This window comes from Rathayibacter sp. AY1A5 (genome assembly GCF_002930875.1).
Taxonomy (GTDB): domain Bacteria; phylum Actinomycetota; class Actinomycetes; order Actinomycetales; family Microbacteriaceae; genus Rathayibacter.
Map to the genome: position 1 here is coordinate 56,926 of NZ_PSTM01000013.1, position 23,057 is coordinate 79,982.

Sequence of the window (23,057 nt, forward strand, 5' to 3'; positions counted from 1 at the left end):
CGGGTCAGCGCCCGGCGTTGGCCTTGAGCCAGAGGTAGGAGTCGACCTTGGTCACGCCGTCGAGGCGGATCTCGAAGTGCAGGTGCGGGCCGGTCGACATGCCGGTCGTGCCCACCAGGCCGAGGAGCTGACCGACCTTCACCGGGTCGCCCTCGTTCACGGCCGCCGAGCCGTGCTGCATGTGCGCGTACACGCTCGAGACGAGCTGCCCGTCGATCTCGTGGTCGACGATCACGTGCACGCCGAGCGAGCCCTCGCCGTCGATGACCGTGCGCACGACGCCGTCGGCGATCGCCTGGATGGGCGAGCCGTCGCCCGGGTTGAAGTCGGTGCCGCCGTGGTTCACCGAGCAGCCCGCGCAGTTGCGGTAGCCGAAGCGGTCGCCCACCGGCACGCCGACGGCGAAGGGCCACTGGATGGACGCGTTCGGGTCGTTGGTGAAGCCGGTGTCGGAGGTGCGGACGATGTCGGCGACGTTGGTCTGCGTCTTGCGCTCCTGCACGCCGAACCCGTCGCGGGCGACCGTCTCGGCGCTGACCTCGCCGGCGACGAACGACTGCGCGCCGCGGCGGGCGTCGGCGCCGAAGGGGGTCGAGAGGCTCTGCGCCTGCACGTCCTCCGCGGTCAGGAGCGATGTGGCCGGCAGAGAGGTCGCCGCCACGATGGCCGCGACGAAGGAGAGGGCGACGAGTCCGCCGACCCGGGCCCGGCGCACGGGCCGGAGCGGCGTCGCGCGCGGTGCGGGGACGGGGGCCGGGGCGCTGCGGACCGAGGCGACGCGGCGCTCCGCTTCGCGCAGCTGCTCCGCCGTGGGAGCCGCGAGGAGGTCGTCGGAGCCGCTCGCGAGCGAGACGTCGGAGGCGAGGGCCAGAGCGCGCTCGCGCTCGCGGAGCTCGCGACGGGAGAGGGGTGGAGTCGATTCGCCGGGGGTCGATGCAGGGGCAGCGGGGGCGGGCGAATCGGGGCTCACGAAATCGATGTCTTCCGTCGGGGGCAGGGGACGAGCGGGCCTCCAGGGAGAGGCACCGCTCGGTTCCGTGAGCGCAGCCTGTGCGAACATCACGAATTCATAAAGGATAACCACGGCCGGCGGGATCCGGCCAGAGGCCGCCGCGCACAGGCGCGATCGGGGCACGACCCGCGGCGAGCCCCGGCGGGATCCTGCGCCGATCCGCCTCTCGGCGCACGGAATCCCTGTCGGCCCGGCCTGGGAGAGCGGTTACACCTCGTCCGCGCGCAGGCGGCGCAGCAGATCCTCCAGCTCGGCGAAGAGAGGATCCGGTGCCGCGATGAGCAGGCCGGAGCCGAAGGGCGCGCCGTCGAGTCCCGCGACCCGCGCGCCCGCCTCCTCGGCGATGAGGGCGCCCGCAGCGAGGTCCCACGGGTTCAGGCCCCGCTCGTAGTACGCGTTCAGCTGCCCGGTGGCCACCGAGCACAGGTCGAGCGCCGCCGAGCCGATGCGGCGGATGTCGCGGACCGAGCCCAGGAGCTCCTGCACCACGGCGCCCTGGCGCATCCGGCGGCCCGCGTCGTAGCCGAAGCCGGTGCCGACCAGCGCGAGCGAGAGGGAGGAGGGAGCCGAGACCTGCAGCGCGACTCCGTCCCGCTCGGCTCCCCCGCCTCGGCTGGCCGTGGTCACCTCGCCCGTCGCTCCGTTCACGACCGCGCCGGCGAGCGCGGTCCAGGTCGCGGGATCCGGCTCCCCCTCCACCACAGCGATGCTGACCGCGTAGGAGGGGATGCCGTAGAGGTAGTTGACGGTCCCGTCGATCGGATCGACGACCCAGGTCAGCCCGCTCGTGCCGCCCCCCGACCCCGACTCCTCGCCGAGGAAGCCGTCGTCCGGACGCGCCTCGGCCAGGCGCCTGCGGATCAGCTCCTCGACCTCCCGGTCCGCGGCCGTCACCACGTCCTCCGGGGACGACTTCGACGCGGCGATCTCGACACCGTCCTGCCGCCGCTGGCGGGCGAGGTGCGCCGCCTCGACGGCGATCGAGCGGGCGATGGCGAGGAGGGGGGCGTTGTCGCTCATGGCCCCAGCCTAGGGATCGGGCCCATCATGGGGGGATGAGCACCCCTATCGCCCTCACCGGAGCCACCGGAGCCGTGGGCGGTCGCGTCGCGCGCGAGCTCGCCGACGCCGGTCACGCCCTCCGCCTGCTGGTCCGCGACCCGTCCCGCGCGCCCGGGCTCCCCGGGGCCGAGGTGGTGCGCTCCTCCTTCGCCGACGCGGGCGACTCGCTCGAGGGCGTGCGCCTCCTCCTGATGGTCTCCGCCTCCGAGAACGAGGAGCGCCGCGCCGAGCACCTCGCGTTCGTCGGTGCAGCCGCCGCCGCGGGTGTCGAGCACGTCGTCTACACCTCCTTCGCCGGAGCCGCACCCGACGCGGTCTTCACCCTCGCCCGAGACCACGCGGCCACCGAGGACGCGATCCGCCGCTCGGGCATGGGCTGGACGTTCCTCCGCGACAACCTCTACCTCGACTTCCTGCCCGCGATGCTCGGCGACGACGGCGCGATCCGCGGACCCGCGGGATCGGGCCGTGCCGCCGTCGTCGCGCGCGAGGACGTGGCCCGCGCCGCCGCCGCGGTCCTCCGCTCCCCCTCCGAGCACCGCGGAGCCGCCTACGAGCTGACCGGGCCCGAGGCCCTCACCCTCGACGAGGTCGCGGCGACCCTGACGGCGGCGGGCCGCCCCGCCGTGTACGTCGACGAGACCCTCGAGGAGGCGTACGCGTCACGCCGCCGCTGGAACGCACCGGGCTGGCAGCTGGACGCCTGGGTCAGCACCTACTCCGCGATCGCCGCCGGACAGCTGGAACACGTCTCGTCCGACGTCGAGCGGCTGACCGGACGGCCGCCGCTCTCCCTCGCGGCGTTCCTGGAGCAGGAGGCGCGGGGCTGAGGCGACGGCGCGGGCCGGGCCGACAGCGCGGGCCGGGCGACCGCGGAGGCCGGGCCGACGGCGTGCGGGGTGCGACGGGACGAAGACGCCGGGCCCGGCGATCCGCCGGACCGGTGCTCCCCCGGAAAGGCACTCCCCCGGAAAGGCACTCCGCCGGAACGGCGATCCCCCGACATGCGGAACGCCCCGCGCATCTCGTGATGCCGGGGCGTCTGCTGGGTGTTCCTGCTCGGTGGCGAGTGAGGGATTCGAACCCCCGAAGGCTACGCCGTCTGATTTACAGTCAGATCCCTTTGGCCGCTAGGGTAACTCGCCGTGGCGCACCCGACCGCGTGTTCACAACCGGAGGCGCTCAGCAAGGATACCCACGCGACCGGCGGATCGGAAATCGGTGCCGCGAGGCCTCAGTCCGCCTCCGCCGCGTAGCGGGACGCCGCCTCCGCGACCTTCCCCGCGTAGCTCCCGGCCGGGTTGTAGGCCGCGATCGCCGCCCGCCATCCCGACTCCGTCGAGAGGTCGCCGCCGGCGTCGCAGAGGTACCGGGCGGCGGTCACCGCCTGCTGGTCCACGTTCTGCGGATCCCATCCGCTCGACGCCCACGCCATCCACGTCGCGGGGATTATCTGCAGCGGACCCATCGCCCGGTCGACCTCGGCGTCGCCGTCCAGAGCCCCGCCGTCGTTGTCGGGGACCCGGTCGAAGCGCGTTCCGTCCAGGCGCGGACCGTAGATCGGCTCCGTCGGCCGCCCGTCCTCGCCCAGCTCGCCGCCGTCGATCGTGCCGTGCCTGCTCTCGACGTAGCCGATGCCGGCCAGGGTCGCCCAGTCCAACCGGCAGTCGGGGTCGACCGACGCCGTGAGGAGGGCCGTGCCCGCGTAGGCGGTGAGCGCACGCAGCGGGATGCCGCTCCCCTCGGACGCCGAGCCCAGCCACGCCTCGTCGGCGAGCAGTCGCACCGGCGTCGCCGCGGCCTGCTCGGGATCCTCCAGCACGACGGGGTCGGCCGCGACGGGAGCGGTCGCCGCGGGAGGCACGGTGGACAGGCCCTCCTCAAGCGTCAGCGCGGGCGGCCGCTGGCCGCAGCCGGCCAGGAGGAGGCCGGCGAGCGGGACGAGGACGAGAACGGGGAGGCGGCGCACCCCTCAGAGGTACCAGCCGCGCCTGGGGCCGGGCTCCGCCACGCCTGAAAGCTAAACTCGGAGCCATGGCAGATTCAACGTTCGACGTCGTCAGCAAGATCGACAAGATGGAGGCGGACAACGCCCTGAACCAGGCCCACAAGGAGGTCGAGCAGCGCTACGACTTCAAGAACGTCGGCGCCTCGATCGCCTGGAGCGGCGAGAAGATCCTGATCAAGGCCAACACCGAGGAGCGGGCGAACGCCATCCTCGACGTCTTCCAGTCGAAGCTGATCAAGCGCGGCATCAGCCTCAAGAGCCTCGACGCGGGCGAGCCCTTCGCGTCCGGCAAGGAGTACCGGATCGAGGCCACCCTCAAGGAGGGCATCGACCAGGAGCACGCGAAGAAGATCAACAAGCTCATCCGCGACGAGGCGCCGAAGTCGGTCAAGTCGCAGATCCAGGGCGACGAGCTCCGCGTCTCCTCGAAGAGCCGCGACGACCTCCAGGCGACCATGGCGCTCCTGCGCGGAGCCGACCTCGAGCTCGACCTCCAGTTCGTCAACTTCCGCTGAGGAATGACGCACACGGGAGCACGCGCGTGACCGCCGGCATCGACGAGCCCGACCGGCGGGGCCGCACCGGACTCGACCGGGAGGGCCTCGACCTCGTCGGGAACCCCGACGTCGTCGTGAAGGAGGTCACCCTCCTCTCGAGCGACTGGTACGTCCTCCGCACCACCCGCTTCGACTACCGGCACCGCGACGGCAGCTGGACCAGCGAGCAGCGCGAGACGTACGACCGGGGGAACGGCGCGGCGGTCCTGCTCTACGACGCCGACGCGCGCACCGTCGTCCTGATCCGGCAGTTCCGCTACCCCGCGTACGTGAACGGCGACCTCGACGGGATGCTCCTCGAAGTGCCCGCCGGTCTCCTGGACGAGGACGGGCCCGAGGAGGGCGCCCGCCGCGAGGCGTCCGAGGAGACCGGACTCGAGGTCGGCCGGCTCGAGCACGTGTTCGACGCGTTCATGAGCCCCGGCTCGGTCACCGAGAAGCTGCACTTCTACGCCGGCCGCTACCGCGCGGGCACCCGCAGCGGAGCGTTCGCGGGACTCGCCGACGAGGGCGAGGACATCGAGGTACTCGAGCTCTCGTTCGACGAGGCGCTGACCCAGATCGGCGTGCAGATCGTCGACGCGAAGACGATCATGCTCCTGCAGTGGGCGGCCCTGTCCGGCCCGTTCTCGCGCTGACGCGCGAGCGTCGCGCCTGCGGACGCGTCAGCGCGCGTACTCGGCGAGGGCGCGTCCGGTCAGCGTGTCCGCCGCCGCGAGCCCGACCGGAGTCCCCTCGAAGACGATCGTCCCTCCGTCGTGCCCGGCTCCGGGCCCCACGTCGATGATCCAGTCCGCGTGCGCCATCAGGGCGCGGTGGTGCTCGATCACCACGACCGAGTTCCCGGAGTCGACCAGCCGGTCGAGCAGTCCGAGCAGCGTGTCGACGTCCGCGAGGTGCAGGCCCGTGGTCGGCTCGTCGAGCAGGTAGACGGATCCGGACGAGGCCATGTTGATCGCGAGCTTGAGGCGCTGGCGCTCGCCCCCGGACAGCGTGTTCAGCGGCTGTCCGAGCGTGAGGTAGCCGAGACCGACGTCGACGAGACGGGCGAGCACCGTGTGCGCCGGTCCGCTCGCGAAGAACTCCGCGGCGTCGACGATCGGCATCGAGAGCACCTCGTGGATGTTCCTCCCGCGGAGGCGGTACTCGAGCACCTCAGCGGTGAACCGCTTGCCGTCGCACTCCTCGCAGACCGACGAGACCGTCGCGGCGGGGCCCAGCTCGGTGAAGATCATCCCGGCCCCCTTGCAGACGGGGCAGGCGCCTGCCGAGTTCGCGCTGAAGAGCGCCGGTCTCACACCGTTCGCCTTCGCGAAGGCCGCCCGGATCGCGTCGAGGACCCCGGTGTAGGTCGCCGGATTGCTGCGCCGCGAGCCGCGGATCGGCGACTGGTCGGCCACCACCACGCCGGGCCGACCCGCGAGCGAGCCGTGCAGGAGCGACGACTTCCCCGACCCTGCGACTCCGGTGACGACGGTCAGCACGCCCAGCGGGACGTCCACGTCGACGCCGCGGAGGTTGTGCGTGGAGGCCCCGCGGATCTCCACCGCCCCGGTCGGACGGCGCACGGCCTCCTTCAGCGGGACGCGGTGACCGAGATGACGGCCCGTCAGGGTGTCGGACGTGCGCAGCTGCGCCACCGTCCCCTCGAACCGCAGCTCGCCGCCGTGCGCACCGGCCCTCGGACCGAGGTCGACCACGTGATCGGCGATCTCGATGATCTCCGGCTTGTGCTCGACCACCAGGACGGTGTTGCCCTTGTCCCGCAGGCGGCGCAGCAGCTCGATCATCCGCGAGACGTCGTGCGGATGCAGACCCGCCGTCGGCTCGTCGAAGACGTACGTGACGTCCGTGAGGCTCGATCCCAGATGCCGCACCATCTTGACCCGCTGCGCCTCACCGCCCGAGAGGGTGCCCGACTCCCGATCGAGCGACAGGTAGCCCAGCCCGACCTGGACGAGGGCGTCGAGCGTCCCGAGGAGGGTCTCGACGATAGGAGCGACGGACGGCGCCTGCAGCCCGCGGAGCCACGCGGCGAGGTCGGTCGCCTGCAGCGCGGCGCACTCGGCGATGTTCCGGCCCCCGATGCGCGACTCCAGCGCCACCCGGGTGAGCCGGCCGCCTCCGCACTCGGGACAGGCGGCGAAGGTGGCCACCCGCTCGGCGAAGGCGCGGATGTGCGGCTGCGCCGCCTCCTTCGCCAGGTAGAGGCGGGTGACCTTCACCAGGAGGCCCTCGTAGGTCATCGTCATCCCGGCGATGGCCATCTTCGTGGCCGGACGGTGGAGGAACGCGTCCATCTGCTCGGGCGTGAAGTCGGCGATCGGCACATCGGCCGGATAGAGGCCCGACTCGGCGAGGCCCTTCCAGTACCAGCCGCCGACGACGAAGTTGGGGATCGCGTCGAGAGCGCCGCCCTCGAGCGACTTCGAGCGGTCGATCAGCGCGTCGAGGTCGATGCTCGACACCCGGCCCGTCCCCTCGCACCGCGGGCACATCCCCTCCGGCAGGTTGAAGGAGAACGCACCGCTCGTGCCCGCGTGCGGATCGCCGATCCGGCTGAAGAGGATCCGCAGCATCGTGTACGCGTCGGTCGCCGTGCCGACCGTGGACCGGCCGTTCGACCCCATCCGCTCCTGGTCGACGACGATCGTGGCCGACAGTCCGTCGAGCGACTCCACGTCCGGGCGGGCCGGCGACCCCATGAACTGCTGCACGAAGGCGGAGTAGGTCTCGTTGATGAGGCGCTGGGACTCGGCCGCGATGGTGCCGAAGACGAGCGACGACTTGCCGGAGCCCGAGACCCCGGTGAACACGGTGATCCTCCGCTTCGGGATGTCGACGTCGATCCCCCGGAGGTTGTTCTGGCGCGCACCGCGCACCCGGATGACGTCGTGGGGCGAGGCCGTGGTCATGCTGTCTCCGTCCAGAGCGGTGCCCGAATCCTAGAGGAGGTGCGCGGCGTCCGCGCCGGAACGACGAACGGCCCCCCGGAGTGCACCGGAGGGCCGTTCGGAGAGCACGCGTCAGAGCGCGACCGGCTCCGCCCGCGAGATCGCGATCATGTCCTCGCGAGGAACGACCTTCACGCGCGCACGGCCCTCGGGCTCGCCGAGCGCCATCTCGTGCTCGTCCAGCCGGTGCCAGCCGTCGAGATCCGTGTAGGCGATCTCCCGCTCCTCGAGCAGGGCGACCACGGCCGCCTCCTCGGGGTGCTCGGGCGTCCACCAGGACGCCTGGTCGTTGAGCACGTGCGCGACGGTCTCCATGGCGTCGGACTTGGTGTGCCCGATGAGGCCCACCGGTCCGCGCTTGATCCAGCCGGTCGCGTACACGCCGTGGACCTGCTGGTCCTCGTCGTCCAGGACCTGGCCCTCGCGGTTCGGGATCACGCCGCGCATCTCGTCGAACGGGAGGCCGTCGAGCGGCGAGCCGAAGTAGCCGACCGCGCGGTACACGGCCTGGACCGGGACCTCGCGGATCTCACCCGTGCCGCGCACTCCGCCCTCGCCGTCCGGCTCGGTGCGCTCGTACCGGATCGCGCCGACCCGACCGGATCCGTCGTCCACGAACTCGAGCGGCTTCGCCCAGAAGTGCAGGTGGAGACGACGCGAGGCGCTCCCGACCTCGCGGGTGCGCCACTGGTTGAGCACCCGGTTGATGACCATGACCTGCTTGTTGGTCGCGATGGCGGCCTCCGAAGCGGGATCGAGGTCGAAGTCCTCGTCGGCGACGATCATGTCGACGTCGCGCAGCTCGCCCAGCTCGCGCAGCTCCAGCGGCGTGAACTTCACCTGAGCGGGACCGCGGCGCCCGAAGACGTGCACGTCGGTGACAGGAGACGCCTTCAGCCCCTCGTAGACGTTCGGCGGGACCTCGGTGGGCAGGAGGTCCTCGGCGTGCTTCGCCAGCATCCGCGAGACGTCGAGCGCCACGTTGCCGTTGCCGATGACGGCGACGGAGGACGCCTCCAGCGGCCAGGTGCGCGACACGTCGGGGTGGCCGTCGAACCAGCTGACGAAGTCGGCCGCACCGTAGGAGCCCTGGAGCTCGACACCCGGGACGTCGAGCGGAGCGTCGCGGACGGCGCCGGTCGCGAAGATCACGGCGTGGTAGTGCCGCTTGAGATCCTCGAGCGTGATGTCGGTCCCGAAGTGCACGTTGCCGAAGATGCGGATGTCGCCCCGGTCGAGCACCTCCCGCAGCGCGGTGATGATCCCCTTGATGCGGGGGTGATCGGGCGCGACGCCGTAGCGGACCAGGCCGTAGGGCGCGGGCAGGTGCTCGAACAGATCGATCGAGACGTCGTACTTCTTCTCGGCCTTGATCATGAGGTCGGCGGCGTAGATGCCCGCGGGACCCGCGCCGACGATGGCCAGCCTGAGCTTGGTCATTGCGTTCCTCCTGCCGGGGCGCCGCAGCGCACAACCGGTCTCATTCCTGCGGCGCAGGGCGCGCCGCGACGATCGGGGTCAGCCGTTGCGCTCGACGACGGTGTCGGCGAAACGCGTCAGCGCCTTGCGGACGGAGCCGTCGGGCAGCGGAGCGAGGGCGGCGACGGCCTCGTCGGCCCACCGGTGGGCCTCGGCGAGGGTCTGCGCGGTGACGTCGTGATCGCGCAGCTGAGCGATGGCGTCCGAGATGTCGGCGCTCTGCTCCTCCGTGTGCGCGATGGCGTCGTTCGAGCGGCTCACATAGCTCTCGATGCGGGCGAGGAGAGCCGCGGCCTCCCTATCGGAGGAGGCGCGCTCGCGCAGGCGCAGGATCGGCAGCGTCGACACGCCGGCGCGGATGTCCGTGCCGGGGTTCTTTCCGGTCTCCTCCGGCTGGGGAGAGAGGTCGATGACGTCGTCGACGATCTGGAAGGCGACGCCGATCTTCTCGCCGAAGACGCGCATGGCCTCCTCGTACTCCTCCGGAGCCTCCGAGAACGCGACTCCCGTGCGGCCCGCCGCGGCGATCAGGGACCCGGTCTTGTCGGCCAGGACGGACAGGTAGTGCTCGACCGGGTCCTCGCCGTCGGTCGGGCCGACCGTCTCATGCAGCTGCCCGAGGACGAGCCGCTCGAACGTGTCGGCCTGGAGCCGGATCGCCTTGTCGCCGAGCTCGACCATCAGCTGGTTCGCGCGGGCGAAGAGCAGATCGCCCGTCAGGATGGCCACGTTGTTGCCCCACACGGTCTGCGCCGACGGGACGCCGCGGCGCTTCTCCGCCTCGTCCATGACGTCGTCGTGGTAGAGCGATGCGAGATGCGTGATCTCGATCGCCTGCGCACCGAGCAGGACCTGCGGCGTGTTGCCGCGGCCCAGCGACGCGGCCAGGAGGGTGAGCATCGGGCGCACGCGCTTGCCGCCCGCCTCGAGGAGGTACCGGGTGGAGACGTCGGCCACGGCGTCCGCGAAGGACAGCTGCCGGACGAGACCCTCCTCGACCTGCTCCAGACCCGCGTCGATCGTGCGGGCGAGAGCGCGGTCCGACGAGGAGGAGAAGATGCGCTCGGAGAGGCCGAGCTGCGCCGTCAGAGACGGGCTGCGACGGGCGACGGGCGCAGTGGCGTTCACAGGGAAACCCTAACGTCTCGGCCTGTGCGGACCCCGGTCGTCATCGGGTCGCCGCGATCGGCTTGACGCCGCGGTGCAGCGCCACGATGCCCGCGGTCAGATCGCGGTAGGCCACACGCTCGAAGCCCGCCGCGCGGAGCCAGGCGGCGACGACGCTCTGCTCCGGCCAGGCCCGGATGGAATCGCCGAGATAGTCGTACGCGGGATTGTTCGACGACGCGAGGCGCACGACGGCGGGCATGACCCTCGACAGGTAGAAGTCGTACGCGGCGGCCAGCGGAGCGATCGGCGGAGTCGAGAACTCGCAGATCACGACCCGGCCGCCGGGCTTCAGCACACGCAGGAACTCGGCGAGCGCCGTCCTCGGCTCGGCCACGTTGCGCAGACCGAACGAGATGGTCACGGCGTCGAACGACTCGTCCTCGAACGGGAGATCCATCGCGTCGGCCTGGACGAACTCGATCCGGTCGTTGCCCGCCTGACGGCGACGGCCGACGGCGATCATCCCCGGGGAGAAGTCGGCTGCGACGACCTGGGCGCCCGACCGCGCCAGCGACGCGCTCGACGTGCCGGTGCCGGCCGCGATGTCGAGGATGCGCTCACCGGGAGCAGGGTTGACGGCGCGAGTCGTCGCGATCCGCCAGAGCCGGTCGTTCCCCACCGAGAGGAGTCCGTTCACCAGGTCGTAGGCGGGAGCCACGGTGTCGAACATCGAGGCGACCTCGTCGGGCCGTTTGGTGAGGTCTGCCTTCGTCACGATCCGCAAGTCTACGGCGAGACGAGGGACGGCGGCTGTGCATCCGCCGTCCCGCGCCCGGTCGGCGCGCTCCCCCATGGGGAAGCGCCGGGACCGCCCCGCTCCGCCTCGCGCGGCGGCCCCGGACCGAATCACGGTAGCAACGGAGCCCTGCGCCCCGAGCCCCGCGGCATGGGACGTCCCATCCTCTGGCGCGGGCGTACCCTGCTGAGGTGACGCTCATCGGCGCTGGAACCCCCCTGCTGCGTGCGGAGACGACTCCACTGGACTCTCCGCCGTCGCTCCTCTCCCACTCCGACCCGAGGCGGCCCCTCCTCTGGCAGCGCGACGGCGCCGGGCTCAGCGGACGCGGCGAGGCCCTGCGCCTCGAGTTCTCGGGCCCGGAACGGCTGCGGGAGGCGGCGGCAACCTGGCGTCGGCTCTGCGACGCGGCGACGGTGGAGGACCGGGTCGGACTGCCCGGGACGGGGCTGGTCGCGTTCGGGACCTTCGCTTTCTCGAGCCGATCCGAGGCGACGAGCGTGCTGATCGTGCCGCGCACCGTGATCGGGACGCGCGACGGCCGGTCATGGCTGACGCGGATCACGATCGGCGAGGCGGAGAGACCGTATACGCCGAGCGAGGAGCCGCTGGGGGCGGAGTACCACGTGCCGCTCTCGCCGGGTGCGCTGCCGCCGGACGGGTACCGCGCGGCGGTCGCTGCCGCGGTGGAGACGATCCGGGCGGGTGAGCTGTCCAAGGTCGTGATCGCGCGCGATCTGAAGGGACGGCTCCCGCCGGGGGCGGACCTGCGTCGGATGCTGGGTGCGCTCACCGAGCGGTACCCGGCCTGCTGGGGCTTCGCCGTGGACGGATTCCTCGGCGCCAGTCCGGAGACGCTGGTCGCGGTCGATCGGGGCGAGATCTCGGCGAGGGTGTTGGCCGGCACGGCCGCACGAGGCGAGGATCCCCTCGCCGACGCGGACGTGGAGGCCGCTCTGCTCGAGAGTCCGAAGGACCGCTCGGAGCACGCTTTCGCTCTCGCCAGTCTGGTCCGGGAACTCGAGCCCCACACACGGGAGCTGACGGCGGGCGCCGCCCCGTTCACGCTCCGCCTGCCGAATCTCTGGCACCTCGCGACGGACGTGCGAGGAATTCTGGACGACTCCTCCAGCGCGCTCGATCTCGTCGATGCTCTTCACCCGACCGCCGCAGTGGCCGGCACTCCGACCGCCGACGCCCTTGCGCTCATCGAGCACCTGGAGCCCTTCGACCGCGGTCGGTACGCAGGACCCGTCGGCTGGATCGACGGCAACGGCGACGGCGAGTGGGCCGTCGGACTCCGCAGCGCCGAGGTCACGGCCGAGGGCGCGGTCACGGCCTGGGCGGGCGCCGGCATCGTGGCCGACAGCGTTCCCGAGTCCGAGCTCGCCGAGACCCGAATGAAGTTCCGCCCGATCACCGACGCGCTGGCCTGACGCACGTCGGGAGTCGTTGAAGCCGTCGGCTACCCGGCGCCTACCCCGCCGGGTCCCCGTCGAGCCGGGGAGCACCCGGCCGTCGTCCTGCGCCCACCGGCGGACGCCCGGGCAGTGCCGGCGGCCGGGTCGTCACGCGACGGCCGGTCGGTGTGGTCCAGTCCGCTGTGCCGTCCGGATGGAGCAGATACGTCCAGCGGTCGCCGTGGCGCACGTGGTGGTGGGCGACGCACAGGGAGGCGAGGTTGTCGGGAGTCGTCTCTCCCCCGTTCCGCCATTCGACGCTGTGGTCGGTCTCCGTCGAGGACGCCGGCCGGGTGCAGCCCGGGAAGCGGCAGGTCTGGTCGCGGAGGCGGACCAGCAGCCTCATCCTCGGCGGCGGGAGGCGGTGCCGGCGCCCGACGGAGACGACCGCGCCGGTCTCCTCGTCGATCAGCACGGGAGTGAAGGCGGCGGCGTCGTCGATGAGCGCTCGCACCGCCTCGGCGGGGATCGGCCCGTAGCCGTCGAGCTCGGCGGCCGCCTCGTCGTCACCTGCGGCGGTGCTCGCCGCCACGGTGACTCTCACCTCGGCCCGCAGTCCGGTCGAGGGCGCCGCGGCTCCCTCCGGAGTGGTCCACGCCACGTCCCCGTGGCAGAGCAGGTCGGCCCACGCGTCGGCGCGGAGCTGCGCCAGCGTCCGCAGATCGCGGTCCCCTTCGGCGCCGTCCCGCAGATCCCTCGCGATGCGGTCGAGCCGGGCGAGCGCTCCGACGGCCTCGGGCGCGGGGACGTGCGCGCACACCGTCGCCATGCCGTCGATCCCGGCTGTCATCCACACCCGGCGGTCCTCGCGGGCGCGAGCGTGCCGCTCGGCGAGGGGCTCGTCGTGCAGCTCCTCCCGCACCCGCGCGAGGGCGTGGCGCAGCTGCCCCGGGGTCAGCGTCTCCGCGAGGTCGACGGCCCGGTCGTCGTAGGCCGCGCGCGCCGCTGCCGGGAGGGTCGCCGCGACGGAGCAGACGAGCTGGCCGGCCTCCCAGCGCATCCTGGCGTCGGCGAGCGCGGAGCGGGTCCGCGGCAGCTCCTCCATCAGGAGCGAGGCGTGCAGCAGCTCCCTGGCGGCGGTGCGCTCGGAGACCCCGAGGGCGACGGCGAACTCCGCTCGGATCGACCGTTCGACGAGGTCCGTCGCATCCTTGCTGTCCGTCGAGGAGCCTCGGGCGAACGCGTCGGGACAGGTCAGCGCCGCGCGGTGTCCCGCGTGCAGCGCCTCCGCCGCGGTCAGGAGCACCGGGGAGGCGCTCCTCGCGAGCGCCGCCGCCCGGTCGCCGAGGGCGAGGACCTCTCCTCGCACCGTCTCCGCATCAGCCATGCCTCCAGCGAAGCAGCAGAAGACGAGCTGCGGAGCTCGAACGAGGCGTCCCCGGGAGAACAGCGTCCGACGACGACCTGTGGAGGACCGACCGACCGGACCCGTGCGGACTCAGCGCTCGAGCCGGATCTCCACGATGCCCGGCCCGTCGCCCGGCGAGGTCAGCGCCTGCTCCAGCTCGCCGCGCGTCGCCGCACGACGGTGGCCCCACCCGTAGGCGCGCGCGAGAGCCTCCAGATCGGCGTTCTGCGGGGTGAACTGCACGCGGTCGAACGCATCGGGATGCGAGCTCGATGCGACCTCGAGTCCGTCGAAGATCGTGCCGCCCCCGTCGTTCACGACGACGAGCTGCACGCGCGGGCGTCGCTCTCCGGGCGGGAGGAGGAGGCCGCCGGCCTCGTGGAGCAGAGTGAGATCGCCGAGGACCGCGCGGGTGACTCCGCCGGCTCCCTGCTCGGTCGCCTGCGAAGCCACCGCGATCCCGAGAGCCGTCGAGATCGTGCCGTCGATGCCGGCGAGGCCGCGGTTCGCCAGGACGGATATCCGCTTGCCCGGCAGGGTCCCGTCGGCGACGCGGATCAGCCGCGACGCTCCGAACAGCAGCCGGTCGTGCGGCCAGGTGACCTTCCAGACCGCGGCGACGACGAAGTCGCGGGTGAGCGGTGCCCTGATCGCGGCGAGGGCGTTGCGCGCGTAGCCGCGGCGGTCCTCGACCGACATCGACCCGGCGTCGGGGACCTCGTCCAGCTCGTCGGGGTCGACCGTCAGGGCGCGGCTCGCGGACACCCAGGATCCGGCCCAGGCGCGCTCGCCGCGCTCGGGACGCGGCGACCCCTCGGGGCGGACCACGTCGACGCCTCCGACGCGGCGGGCGCGCCGGCCGGGGTTGTAGAACTGCTCGCGCACGGCGTCCACGACGATCACCTCGACGTCCTCGCGCCGCAGCAGCTCGGGGACCTCGCGGGAGAGCGTCGGGTGTCCGAGCACGATCGCCCGGCGGATGCGTCCGCCGAAGTCGGGCTCGCCGAGCAGGCCCCGCCAGGCGACGACGAGTTGCGGTCCGAAGCGGGCGCCGGAGGAGACCTCGGCGAGCAGCGGCCAGTCGCCGGCGCGAGCGATCTCCTCGGCCGCGGCGCCCGCCTTGTCCCCGGCGATGACGACCGTGAGCGGCTCACCAGGGCCGGCGGTCACGACGGCACCCGGGATCCAGGATCCGACGGCGGGCGACGAGACCGGTTCGATCCGCTCCATGTCGGGCAGAGCGGAGGAGAGCGGATCGCGGAAGGAGAGGTTCAGATGGACCGGCCCGCGGCGCGCCGCGGTGACGGCACGATCGGCGAGCGCCCGCGCGTCCTCGGGCAGGGAGGCGTCGTCCGGAGCAGCGACGTCCTCGAACAGCCGCACGGCACGCCCGTACAGCTCGCGCTGCTCGGCCGTCTGGTTCGAGCGGATGCCGCGCAGCTCGTCGGGCCGGTCGGCGGTCAGCACGATCATCGGCACGTCCGAGGCGTCCGCCTCGAGCACGGCCGGGTGCAGGTTCGCGGTCGCCGTGCCGGAGGTCGTGATCACGAGCGCCGGCATCCGGGATTCGAGGGCGAGGCCCAGCGCCAGGAACCCCGCGGAGCGCTCGTCGATCCGCACGTGCAGCCGGATGTCGCCGCGGGTCTCGAGCTCGGCCGCCACCAGGGCGAGCGCCTGCGAGCGGGAGCCCGGAGCGACGACGACGTCGCGGACGCCGAGCGCGACGAAGCGGGTGAGGAGGTCGACCGCGAATCGGGTGGAGGGGGCGACCGGCCGGTGCTCAGGCATCCCGGCGGCCGGGGCCGTCGGCCTCGCCCTGCTCGTCCATCTCGGCGAGGTCGCGCTCGAGCTGGGCGATGCGCTCTGCCTGCAGGCGCTCCTCCTCGGGGTCGCGCTCGGTGCGGAGGGTGCCGAGGAAGTCGGGGTCGTCGTCCGGAGCGGTGTAGCGGCGGCCGGCGGCGCGCTGCTTGCGGGGACGGCCGATCCAGAACCACAGTCCCGCACCGATGACCGGGAGGATCAGCACCACCAGGAGCCAGGACCACTTCGGGATCGCCCGCACGGCGTGACGGTTGCTCATCGCGACGTCGATCACGGTGTAGACCGTGAAGACGGCGAGGGCCACGAGCAGGCCGATGACGAGGCGGATCATGGACACGAGTCTACGTCCGGCACCCCCGTCGGGGAGGGTCCGCACGGACGCTGGACAGGAGGCTCCCACGGTGCTCACGGAAGCGCGTGCAGGGGCCGACGTACACTGTCCCGGTGAAACTGAGCCGCGCGGTCGTCGTCTACTCGCTCCTGCGCCTGGCGATGTTCGCCGGCGTCTTCGTGCTGGTGTACCTGCCGGCGCGCACCTTCGTCGACTCGGAGCTGACGGCAGCGGTCACCGCGGGCTTCGTCGCCGCGATCGCGAGCCTGTCCCTCTCCTACATCCTGCTGAGGAAGCCCCGCGAGCGCATCGCGGAGGCGATCTACGAGCGCCGCAAGGACGTCCCGCGCGCCCCGACCGACGACGACGTCGAGGACGCCGCGGTCGACGCGACCCGCGACGACCGCTGAGCCGGGCGCTCCCGCCGGCGAGGCCTCCCCTCTGACGCGCTGACCCCGCTCGCACCAGGCCCGGCCCGCAACAGCCGATCTCACCCGAATCCGGCCCACCCGAGCCCGCCTCGTGCGAGCCGCCGCTCTAGAACGCCAGCGCCGCCCCGAGGATGACCGCGTAGGCGAGCCCGCCCAGGCTGGTCAACTGCAGCGCCAGGATGAGCTCCTTCGCCGTCTTCGCCGTCAGGGTGATCAGGATGGCCGGCAGGATCATCAGAAGCACGAAGAGCGTCAGCCATGCCAGCGGGTAGAACAGCGCGAGGATCACCGCGATGCCGAACGGGATCAGCACGAAGCCCGTGTAGATCGCGCGGGACACGGCCGGTCCCGCGAGGACCGCGAGGGTCCGCTTGCCCGAGAGGCGGTCGGTCGGGATGTCGCGGATGTTGTTGACCATGAGCACGGCGCAGGCGAACAGGCCCGCCGCCACGGCGCCGAGCCACGACTCCTGGTTGGTGCGGCCGATCTGCACGAACGTGGTGCCGACGGTGGCGACCAGGCCGAAGAACACGAAGACGAAGAGCTCGCCGAGCCCGAGGTAGCCGTAGGGGCGGCGTCCGCCGGTGTAGAACCAGCCCGCCGCGATCGCCGCCGCGCCGACGATCAGGAACCACCACTGCCCCGAGAGGGCGGTGAGCACGAGGCCGGCGACGGCCGCGATCCCGAAGAAGACCAGGGCGACGGTGAGCACCTGGCGGGGCTTCGCCGCTCCGGAGCCGGTCAGCCGCGAGGGTCCGACGCGGTTGGCGTCGGTGCCGCGCACGCCGTCGGAGTAGTCGTTGGCGTAGTTGACGGCGATCTGCAGGGCGAGCGAGACGGCCAGGCAGAGCAGGGCGCGCACCCAGTGCCAGCCCTCGTCGACGACCTGGGTCGCTCCGGTGCCGATGAGCACGGGGGCGACGGCCAGCGGGAGGGTGCGGAGGCGGGCGCCGGCGATCCACTCGCGGGGACCGGCGGGCTTCACGACGATCGTTCGCGGGCTGCCCCCGGGGCGGCCGCTGGAGGACTTCTTCTTGCGACTCGTACTCGACACGGAGGGAATCCTACCCACCGGCCCGTCGACGCTCGGAGCCGGTCAGCCCTGCTCGGCGAGCACCTCGAGGGCGCGGCGGTCGGGCTTCCCGGAGGCGAGGAGGGGGATGCGGCCGACGGGCAGCACGACCGCAGGAGCGGCGGCGCGCCCGAGGCGGTCGGCGATCAGGGTGCGCAGGTCGGTGAGCGCGGGAGCCTCCTCCGCCGTGACGACGACCGGGACCTCGCCCCACTGCTCGTCCGCCCGCCGCACGACGACCGCGTCGGGGACGGGCCCCTCGCGGAGCACGGCCTCGACGGCGTCGAGCGACACCTTCTCCCCGCCCGACACGATCACGCGGTCGAGCCGACCGGTCACCCGGAGGCGCCCGTCGACGATCGACCCCGCGTCGCCCGTGCGGTACCAGCGCTCCCCGTCGAGCTCGAGGAAGGCGGAGGCGCTGCGCTCGTGGTCGATCGCGCCGTCGGCGTCGAGGTAGCCCTCCGCGAGGGTCGGGCCGCCGAGCAGCACCTGCCCGTTCTCGACGCGCATCCGCACGTCGTGGAGCGGGACGCCGTCGTAGACGCAGCCGCCGGACGTCTCGCTCGATCCGTAGGTCAGGCGGATGCGCGCACCGAGGGCGGCGGCGCGGTCCCGCAACGGCTGCGGCGTCGCCTGGCCGCCGATCAGGAGCGCGTCGAACGAGCGGAGCGCCTCGGCCGCGGCCGGATCGCGCTCGGCGAGGTCCAGCAGCCGCGCGAGCTGCACGGGGACCAGCGAGGAGTACCGCCGCTCCCCCGCCGGCATCGTCCGAGCGAGAGCGAGGAAGGCCGCCGCGTCGAAGCCGCCGGCCGGGAGGACGACCGGGTCGGCCTCCGCGGTCAGCGAGCGGACGAGCACCTGCAGTCCCGCGACGTAGTGCGTCGGCAGGCAGAGCAGCCAGCGTCCCGGCCCGCCGAGCTCGGCGAGGGTCGTGGAGGCGCTGGTGAGCAGGGCCGCTGTCGAGAGCGCGACCCGCTTGGGCGGCCCCGACGACCCCGAGGTCTCGACGACGGCGGCGACGCGCTGCGGCACGACGGCATCCTCGGAGGCGGTCGCAGCGCCGGGGGCGGAGACGCGGATCGCCGGGCCGCTGCCGTCCAGGGCCGCGCGAAGAGCGAGGAGGACGGCCTCGACCGTCGCGTCGACACCGGCGAGCGGGCGGGTCACCTGCGTGCCCTCCGGCTCAGAACTGCCACGGGAACGGCGACCAGTCGGGCTCGCGCTTCTCGAGGAAGGAGTCTCGTCCCTCGACGGCCTCGTCGGTGCCGTAGGCGAGGCGCGTGGTCTCGCCCGCGAAGAGCTGCTGGCCCACGAGGCCGTCGTCCACGGCGTTGAACGCGTACTTCAGCATCCGGATGGCCGTGGGCGACTTGGTGAGGATCGTCTCGGCCCACTCCACCGCGGTCGTCTCGAGCTCGGCGTGCGGGACGACCGCGTTCACGGCGCCCATCTCGTAGGCGCGCTGCGCGGAGTACTCCCGCGCGAGGAAGAACACCTCGCGCGCGGCCTTCTGCCCGATCTGGCGGGCGAAGTACGCCGAGCCGTAGCCCGCGTCGAAGGAGCCGACGTCGGCGTCCGTCTGCTTGAATCGCCCGTGCTCGGCGGAGGCGAGGGTGAGGTCGCAGACCACGTGCAGCGAGTGCCCGCCTCCCGCGGCCCAGCCGGGGACGGCCGCGATGACGACCTTCGGCATGAAGCGGATGAGGCGCTGCACCTCGAGGATGTGCAGGCGGCCGTTCCGCGCGGAGTCGATGCCCTCGGCGGTCTCGCCGTCGGAGTACCGGTAGCCGTCGCGGCCGCGGATCCGCTGGTCTCCTCCCGAGCAGAACGCCCAGCCTCCGTCGCGCGGGCTCGGGCCGTTGCCGGTGAGGATGACGACGCCGATGCGCGGGTTCGTCCGGGCGTCCTCGAGGGCGCGGAACAGCTCGTCGACCGTGCGCGGCCGGAACGCGTTGCGGACCTCGGGCCGGTCGAACGCGACCCGCGCGATGCGGCCGGAGCGGTCGTGGTGGTAGGTGATGTCCTCGAGTGCGTCGAAGCCGTCGACGGCCGCCCAGCGGTGCGCGTCGAACAGTTCGGAGACCTGCGTGCTCATGTCACGACCCTACTGATCCGGACTGCACGGCGACTCGACACCGCTCGGGCAGACGGAAGGGGACCCCGCTGACGCGGAGTCCCCTTGCCGGTGCTCGCCCCTACTTGGCGGCGGAGGTGGTGCGGTTCTCGGCCGACACCATCCAGGCGTACTGCTCGAGGCTCTGGATGATCGCGTGGAGAAGGTCCGCGCTGGTCGGGTCCTCCTCGTCCACCTGGTCGTGGACCTCGCGCATGGTGGCGGCGGTGTTCTCGAGGCGGATCGTGACCAGGTCGACGGTCTCGGCCGTGTCGATCTCGCCGTGCGGGTACTCGGGGAGGGTGGTGGTCGCGGCGACGGTGTCGCTGCGGCCGTCCGGGATCCCGTGGAGGGCGCGCATGCGCTCGGCGATGTCGTCGCTGAACTCGCGCGCGGCCTCGATGATCTCGTCGAGCTGCAGGTGGAGGTCGCGGAAGTTCTTGCCGACGACGTTCCAGTGGGCCTGCTTGCCCTGGACGTGGAGCTCGATCAGGTCGACGAGGACGATCTGGAGGCTGTCGAGCAGCTCCTTGGAGGCCTTGAAGCCCTTCTCGGCGTTCTGACGGCGGCTGGTCTTGGCACCGGAGCCCGCGGGGGCTTCGACGTGGCGTTCGAGGGTGGTGGTCATGGACCGTTCCTTTCTCTTGCAGTGCCGGGTGCGGTGTCCCGCCCCGAGTCTGGCTTCTTCGGCTGGACGGCGCCCGCACGCGCGGGGTGCGCGCGCTGGGCGGGGCCCGTGGTTGCAGGGATCAGATCGTGGCGACGGATCCGGAGTCGACGCGGTAGTTCGAGCCGTTCACGAACGAGGCGCGGTCGGAGCAGAGGAAGGCGATCACGGCTGCGACCTCCTCGGCCTCGCCCCGGCGCTTCAGCTCCATGTACGGCCGCTCCTCGTCGAGGAAGGACGAGATCGCCTCGTCGACCGAGGTGCCCCTCTGCTCGGCGCGCTTGGACATCATCGCGTCGGTCATCGGAGTGCGGATGAACGCGGGCGAGACCGTGTTCACGAGCAGGCCCTCCTGCGCGTAGGAGCGCGAGAGGCCCTTGGCGAAGGCGAGGACGCCCGCCTTCGCGGCGCAGTAGGGCAGTTCGTCGTCGTAGGGCTGCACGGCGTCCTCGGAGGCGATGAGCACGAGCCGGCCCCAGCCTCCGGTGCGGAGGTCGGGGAGGAACTCGCGCACGAGCCGCACAGGCCCGAGCAGATCGACCTCGAGGGTGCTGGTCCAGCCCTCGTCGTCGATCTCGTGGAAGAGGCCCTGCGCCCCCGTGACTCCGGCGCACTGCACGAGGATGTCGATCGCGCCGACCGCTCCGGCCACGCGGCGATGCAGCTCGACGAGCTGCTCCGTGCTGGTGACGTCGGCGGCGAAGGCGTGCAGGCGGCCCTCCGGAGCGTCGAGCCCGGCCGCCGCCCGGTCCAGCTCCGCCTGGTCCTTGTCGGTGATCACGACGGTCGCGCCCTCGGCGAGGAGGAGCTGCGCCGTGGCCAGGCCGATGCCGGAGTCGCCTCCGGTGACGAGGGCGGTGCGGCCGGTGATCCCGAGATCCATGCTGAGGTGCTCCTTGTGGGTGCGGTGCGAGGGGGTGGTACCGGTCTACGCCCCTCGGAGCCGGCCCTCAACGGGTTGCGCGGACGCCGTCGGCGGGGTTACGCGCGGCCGACCTTCTTCGGCGCCAGCTCCTCGATGGTGATGGCCGCGTTGATCAGCGCGAGGTGGCTGAGCCCCTGCGGCAGGTTGCCCCAGAAGGCCAGGTCGTCGACCGCGATCATCTCGGACATGATCCCGACGTCGTTCGGGACCGTGGCGACGAGCTCGTCCATCAGGGCGACCGACTCGTCGTGCCGACCGACGCAGGCCAGGGCGGAGGCGAGCCAGAACGAGCAGGCCACGAACGGGTGCTCCTCGCCCTCCATGCCGGAGTAGCGGAACAGCAGCGCGCCGCGGCCCAGCTCCTTCACCAGGGCGTCGATGGTCGAGATCATCCGCTCGCCGCGCTCGTAGCCGCTGGGCGCGTGCAGGAGCACCGAGGCGTCCAGCTCCTCGCTGCCCGGGTACATCACGTAGGAGCCGAGCTCCTCGGACCAGCAGTGCTCCTCGATCCACTCCCGGATGCGGTCGCGCTCGAAGCGCCAGCGGTCGGGGCTGCCCGCGACCTGGCCGAGCTCCGCCAGGTGCACGGCCGCGTCGAGCGCCTGCCAGCAGCCCATCTTCGAGGAGGTGTAGTGCTGCTCCTCCTCCAGCTCCCACATGCCCGCATCGCGGTTCCGCCACAGGTCGCAGGTGGTGTCGGCGACGCGGGCGAGGAGCCGACCGGTCTGGATGTCGAGGACGTTGCCCTCGTCGACGTAGATGCGGCAGATGTCGAAGAGGTCGCCGAAGACGCCCAGCTGCAGCTGGCTCTGCGCTGCGTTGCCGGCGACGACCGGGCCGATGCCGGCGTAGCCCGGGACGTCGAACTCCTCGAGGACGGTCGGCATGGAGCCGTCGAGTCCGTAGAAGATGTGCAGGTCCGGCCCGTGCTCCTTGATCGTGCGGAGGAGCCAGGACAGCGCGGCGTGCGTCTCCTCGCGCAGGCCGAAGCGCACCAGCGCGTGCATCGTGTACGCGGCGTCGCGCACCCAGGCGAAGCGGTAGTCCCAGTTCTTGCCGCCGTTGGGCGACTCCGGGAGCGACGTGGTCGCGGCCGCGGCGATGGCTCCTGTGGGCGAGTAGATCAGCAGCTTGAGCGCGAGGGCGCTGCGCTGGACGGCCTCGGACCACGGGCCGTCGTAGGAGAACTCCTCCGACCAGTTCTGCCAGCTGCGGATGGTGCGGTCGATGCCGCGGTCGACGTTCTTCGCGACCGGGAAGTGCAGCGGCTCGTCATGCGTGGCCGACACGACCAGGACGTGCCGCACGGCGTCCTTCCCCGCGGTCACGACGAAGGAGCCCGTCAGCTCGTCGCCGGCGCCGGAGGGCGCGTCGTCGCCGTCGGGCCCGTGCTCCTGCCCGGTGACGCCGATGGTGATGTCTCCGGCGCGGATGAGCGAGCGGCCGTCGGCGTTCTGGATCCACGGGGAGAACCGGCCGAGTCCCGTTCCGGGACGCACGGCCCACCGCATCCGCACCTCGCCGTCGACACCGTCCACGCGGCGCGCGAGCTCGGCCCACGGGAGGCGGCCCGCGATCCCGGTGACGAGCGCGTCCGTCACGCGGACGGTCCCCGACTCGGTGGTGAAGGTGGTCTCGAGGACGTTCGTGTCGCGGATGTAGGCGCGCGAGACCTCGGCGGGCTCCTCGGGGGCGAGCTCGACGCAGCCGCCGGACTCGGCGTCGATCAGGGCGGCGAAGGCGGGGGTGGAGCCGAGGTCCGGGACGGGCATCCAGTCGACGCTGCCGTCCTTCGCGATCAGGGCGACCGTGCGACCGTCTCCGATCGCGGCGTAGTCGCGCAGGGGCCTGGTCGAGCGGGGTGCAGCCATCCCCTCACCGTAGGGCGCGGGCGGTGCACCGATTCGG

At 72.5% G+C, this 23,057-nt stretch carries 21 protein-coding genes and 1 tRNA gene; 5 read left to right on the plus strand and 17 right to left on the minus strand.

Annotated features, from left to right (window positions below; all coding sequences use genetic code 11):
* Positions 1–4: 4 nt before the first annotated feature.
* Together C5B98_RS10695 and C5B98_RS10700 are read right to left on the minus strand one after the other, a co-directional pair.
* Entirely contained in the window at positions 5–970 is a 966-nt protein-coding gene (locus C5B98_RS10695) for a M23 family metallopeptidase (RefSeq protein ID WP_146076953.1), read from the minus strand.
* A 249-nt stretch (positions 971–1,219) separates the two neighbouring features.
* Positions 1,220–2,032, minus strand: a complete 813-nt coding sequence (locus C5B98_RS10700) for an inositol monophosphatase family protein (protein ID WP_104223609.1) — start codon at positions 2,030–2,032, stop codon at positions 1,220–1,222.
* A 35-nt stretch (positions 2,033–2,067) separates the two neighbouring features.
* Here C5B98_RS10700 and C5B98_RS10705 point away from each other — a divergent pair, with 35 nt between their 5' ends.
* Positions 2,068–2,904 carry an NAD(P)H-binding protein gene (locus C5B98_RS10705; protein WP_104223608.1) on the plus strand — a complete coding sequence of 279 codons (837 nt, stop codon included), beginning with the start codon at positions 2,068–2,070 and terminating at the stop codon, positions 2,902–2,904.
* A 233-nt stretch (positions 2,905–3,137) separates the two neighbouring features.
* Here the strand turns inward: C5B98_RS10705 and C5B98_RS10710 are convergent.
* Together C5B98_RS10710 and C5B98_RS10715 are read right to left on the minus strand one after the other, a co-directional pair.
* Positions 3,138–3,219: transfer RNA gene (locus tag C5B98_RS10710), tRNA-Tyr, on the minus strand.
* Positions 3,220–3,308: 89 nt separating this feature from the next.
* Positions 3,309–4,043 carry a hypothetical protein gene (locus C5B98_RS10715; RefSeq protein WP_104223607.1) on the minus strand — a complete coding sequence of 245 codons (735 nt, stop codon included), beginning with the start codon at positions 4,041–4,043 and terminating at the stop codon, positions 3,309–3,311.
* 65 nt (positions 4,044–4,108) lie between these two features.
* Between C5B98_RS10715 and C5B98_RS10720 the strand changes: the two genes are divergently transcribed.
* Both C5B98_RS10720 and C5B98_RS10725 read left to right on the plus strand, forming a co-directional pair.
* Complete coding sequence (locus C5B98_RS10720) at positions 4,109–4,597, plus strand: YajQ family cyclic di-GMP-binding protein (protein ID WP_104223606.1); 489 nt, start codon at positions 4,109–4,111, stop codon at positions 4,595–4,597.
* Between the two features lie 26 nt (positions 4,598–4,623).
* Complete coding sequence (locus C5B98_RS10725; protein ID WP_104282427.1) at positions 4,624–5,277, plus strand: NUDIX domain-containing protein; 654 nt, start codon at positions 4,624–4,626, stop codon at positions 5,275–5,277.
* 27 nt (positions 5,278–5,304) lie between these two features.
* Here C5B98_RS10725 and C5B98_RS10730 read toward each other — a convergent pair whose 3' ends face one another.
* From C5B98_RS10730 to ubiE, 4 genes are all read right to left on the minus strand, one after another.
* Positions 5,305–7,554, minus strand: coding sequence for an excinuclease ABC subunit UvrA (locus C5B98_RS10730; RefSeq protein ID WP_104327775.1), 2,250 nt, complete (start codon positions 7,552–7,554; stop codon positions 5,305–5,307).
* Between the two features lie 111 nt (positions 7,555–7,665).
* Positions 7,666–9,033, minus strand: coding sequence for an FAD-dependent oxidoreductase (locus C5B98_RS10735; protein ID WP_104257164.1), 1,368 nt, complete (start codon positions 9,031–9,033; stop codon positions 7,666–7,668).
* A gap of 78 nt (positions 9,034–9,111) precedes the next feature.
* Positions 9,112–10,200 carry a polyprenyl synthetase family protein gene (locus C5B98_RS10740; protein WP_104249782.1) on the minus strand — a complete coding sequence of 363 codons (1,089 nt, stop codon included), beginning with the start codon at positions 10,198–10,200 and terminating at the stop codon, positions 9,112–9,114.
* A gap of 40 nt (positions 10,201–10,240) precedes the next feature.
* Positions 10,241–10,957, minus strand: coding sequence for a bifunctional demethylmenaquinone methyltransferase/2-methoxy-6-polyprenyl-1,4-benzoquinol methylase UbiE (ubiE, locus tag C5B98_RS10745; RefSeq protein ID WP_104326264.1), 717 nt, complete (start codon positions 10,955–10,957; stop codon positions 10,241–10,243).
* Positions 10,958–11,169: 212 nt separating this feature from the next.
* Between ubiE and C5B98_RS10750 the strand changes: the two genes are divergently transcribed.
* Positions 11,170–12,414 carry an isochorismate synthase MenF gene (locus tag C5B98_RS10750; RefSeq protein ID WP_374953056.1) on the plus strand — a complete coding sequence of 415 codons (1,245 nt, stop codon included), beginning with the start codon at positions 11,170–11,172 and terminating at the stop codon, positions 12,412–12,414.
* A 40-nt stretch (positions 12,415–12,454) separates the two neighbouring features.
* Here C5B98_RS10750 and C5B98_RS10755 read toward each other — a convergent pair whose 3' ends face one another.
* From C5B98_RS10755 to C5B98_RS10765, 3 genes are all read right to left on the minus strand, one after another.
* Positions 12,455–13,765 (minus strand): HNH endonuclease signature motif containing protein, encoded by a 1,311-nt coding sequence (locus C5B98_RS10755; protein WP_104327777.1) that lies wholly within the window; start codon positions 13,763–13,765, stop codon positions 12,455–12,457.
* A 111-nt stretch (positions 13,766–13,876) separates the two neighbouring features.
* A complete protein-coding gene (menD, locus tag C5B98_RS10760; RefSeq protein ID WP_104327778.1) occupies positions 13,877–15,574 on the minus strand; it encodes a 2-succinyl-5-enolpyruvyl-6-hydroxy-3-cyclohexene-1-carboxylic-acid synthase in 1,698 nt (565 codons plus the stop codon).
* Positions 15,567–15,938, minus strand: a complete 372-nt coding sequence (locus C5B98_RS10765; RefSeq protein ID WP_104262987.1) for a PLD nuclease N-terminal domain-containing protein — start codon at positions 15,936–15,938, stop codon at positions 15,567–15,569. Before C5B98_RS10765 ends, menD begins: the two co-directional genes overlap by 8 nt.
* A 113-nt stretch (positions 15,939–16,051) precedes the next feature.
* Between C5B98_RS10765 and C5B98_RS10770 the strand changes: the two genes are divergently transcribed.
* Positions 16,052–16,348 carry a DUF4229 domain-containing protein gene (locus C5B98_RS10770; protein WP_104239140.1) on the plus strand — a complete coding sequence of 99 codons (297 nt, stop codon included), beginning with the start codon at positions 16,052–16,054 and terminating at the stop codon, positions 16,346–16,348.
* 127 nt (positions 16,349–16,475) lie between these two features.
* Here the strand turns inward: C5B98_RS10770 and C5B98_RS10775 are convergent, their stop codons facing one another.
* From C5B98_RS10775 to C5B98_RS10800, 6 genes are all read right to left on the minus strand, one after another.
* Positions 16,476–17,423, minus strand: coding sequence for a 1,4-dihydroxy-2-naphthoate polyprenyltransferase (locus C5B98_RS10775; RefSeq protein ID WP_374953057.1), 948 nt, complete (start codon positions 17,421–17,423; stop codon positions 16,476–16,478).
* A gap of 42 nt (positions 17,424–17,465) precedes the next feature.
* A complete protein-coding gene (locus C5B98_RS10780; RefSeq protein ID WP_104323625.1) occupies positions 17,466–18,611 on the minus strand; it encodes an AMP-binding protein in 1,146 nt (381 codons plus the stop codon).
* 16 nt (positions 18,612–18,627) lie between these two features.
* A complete protein-coding gene (locus C5B98_RS10785) occupies positions 18,628–19,539 on the minus strand; it encodes a 1,4-dihydroxy-2-naphthoyl-CoA synthase (RefSeq protein WP_068255374.1) in 912 nt (303 codons plus the stop codon).
* A gap of 100 nt (positions 19,540–19,639) precedes the next feature.
* Complete coding sequence (locus tag C5B98_RS10790; RefSeq protein WP_104223596.1) at positions 19,640–20,185, minus strand: Dps family protein; 546 nt, start codon at positions 20,183–20,185, stop codon at positions 19,640–19,642.
* 121 nt (positions 20,186–20,306) lie between these two features.
* A complete protein-coding gene (locus tag C5B98_RS10795; protein ID WP_104327779.1) occupies positions 20,307–21,107 on the minus strand; it encodes an SDR family NAD(P)-dependent oxidoreductase in 801 nt (266 codons plus the stop codon).
* A gap of 98 nt (positions 21,108–21,205) precedes the next feature.
* On the minus strand, positions 21,206–23,020 hold the full coding sequence (locus C5B98_RS10800) for a glycoside hydrolase family 15 protein (protein WP_104233419.1): 1,815 nt from the start codon (positions 23,018–23,020) through the stop codon (positions 21,206–21,208).
* Positions 23,021–23,057: the final 37 nt, after the last annotated feature.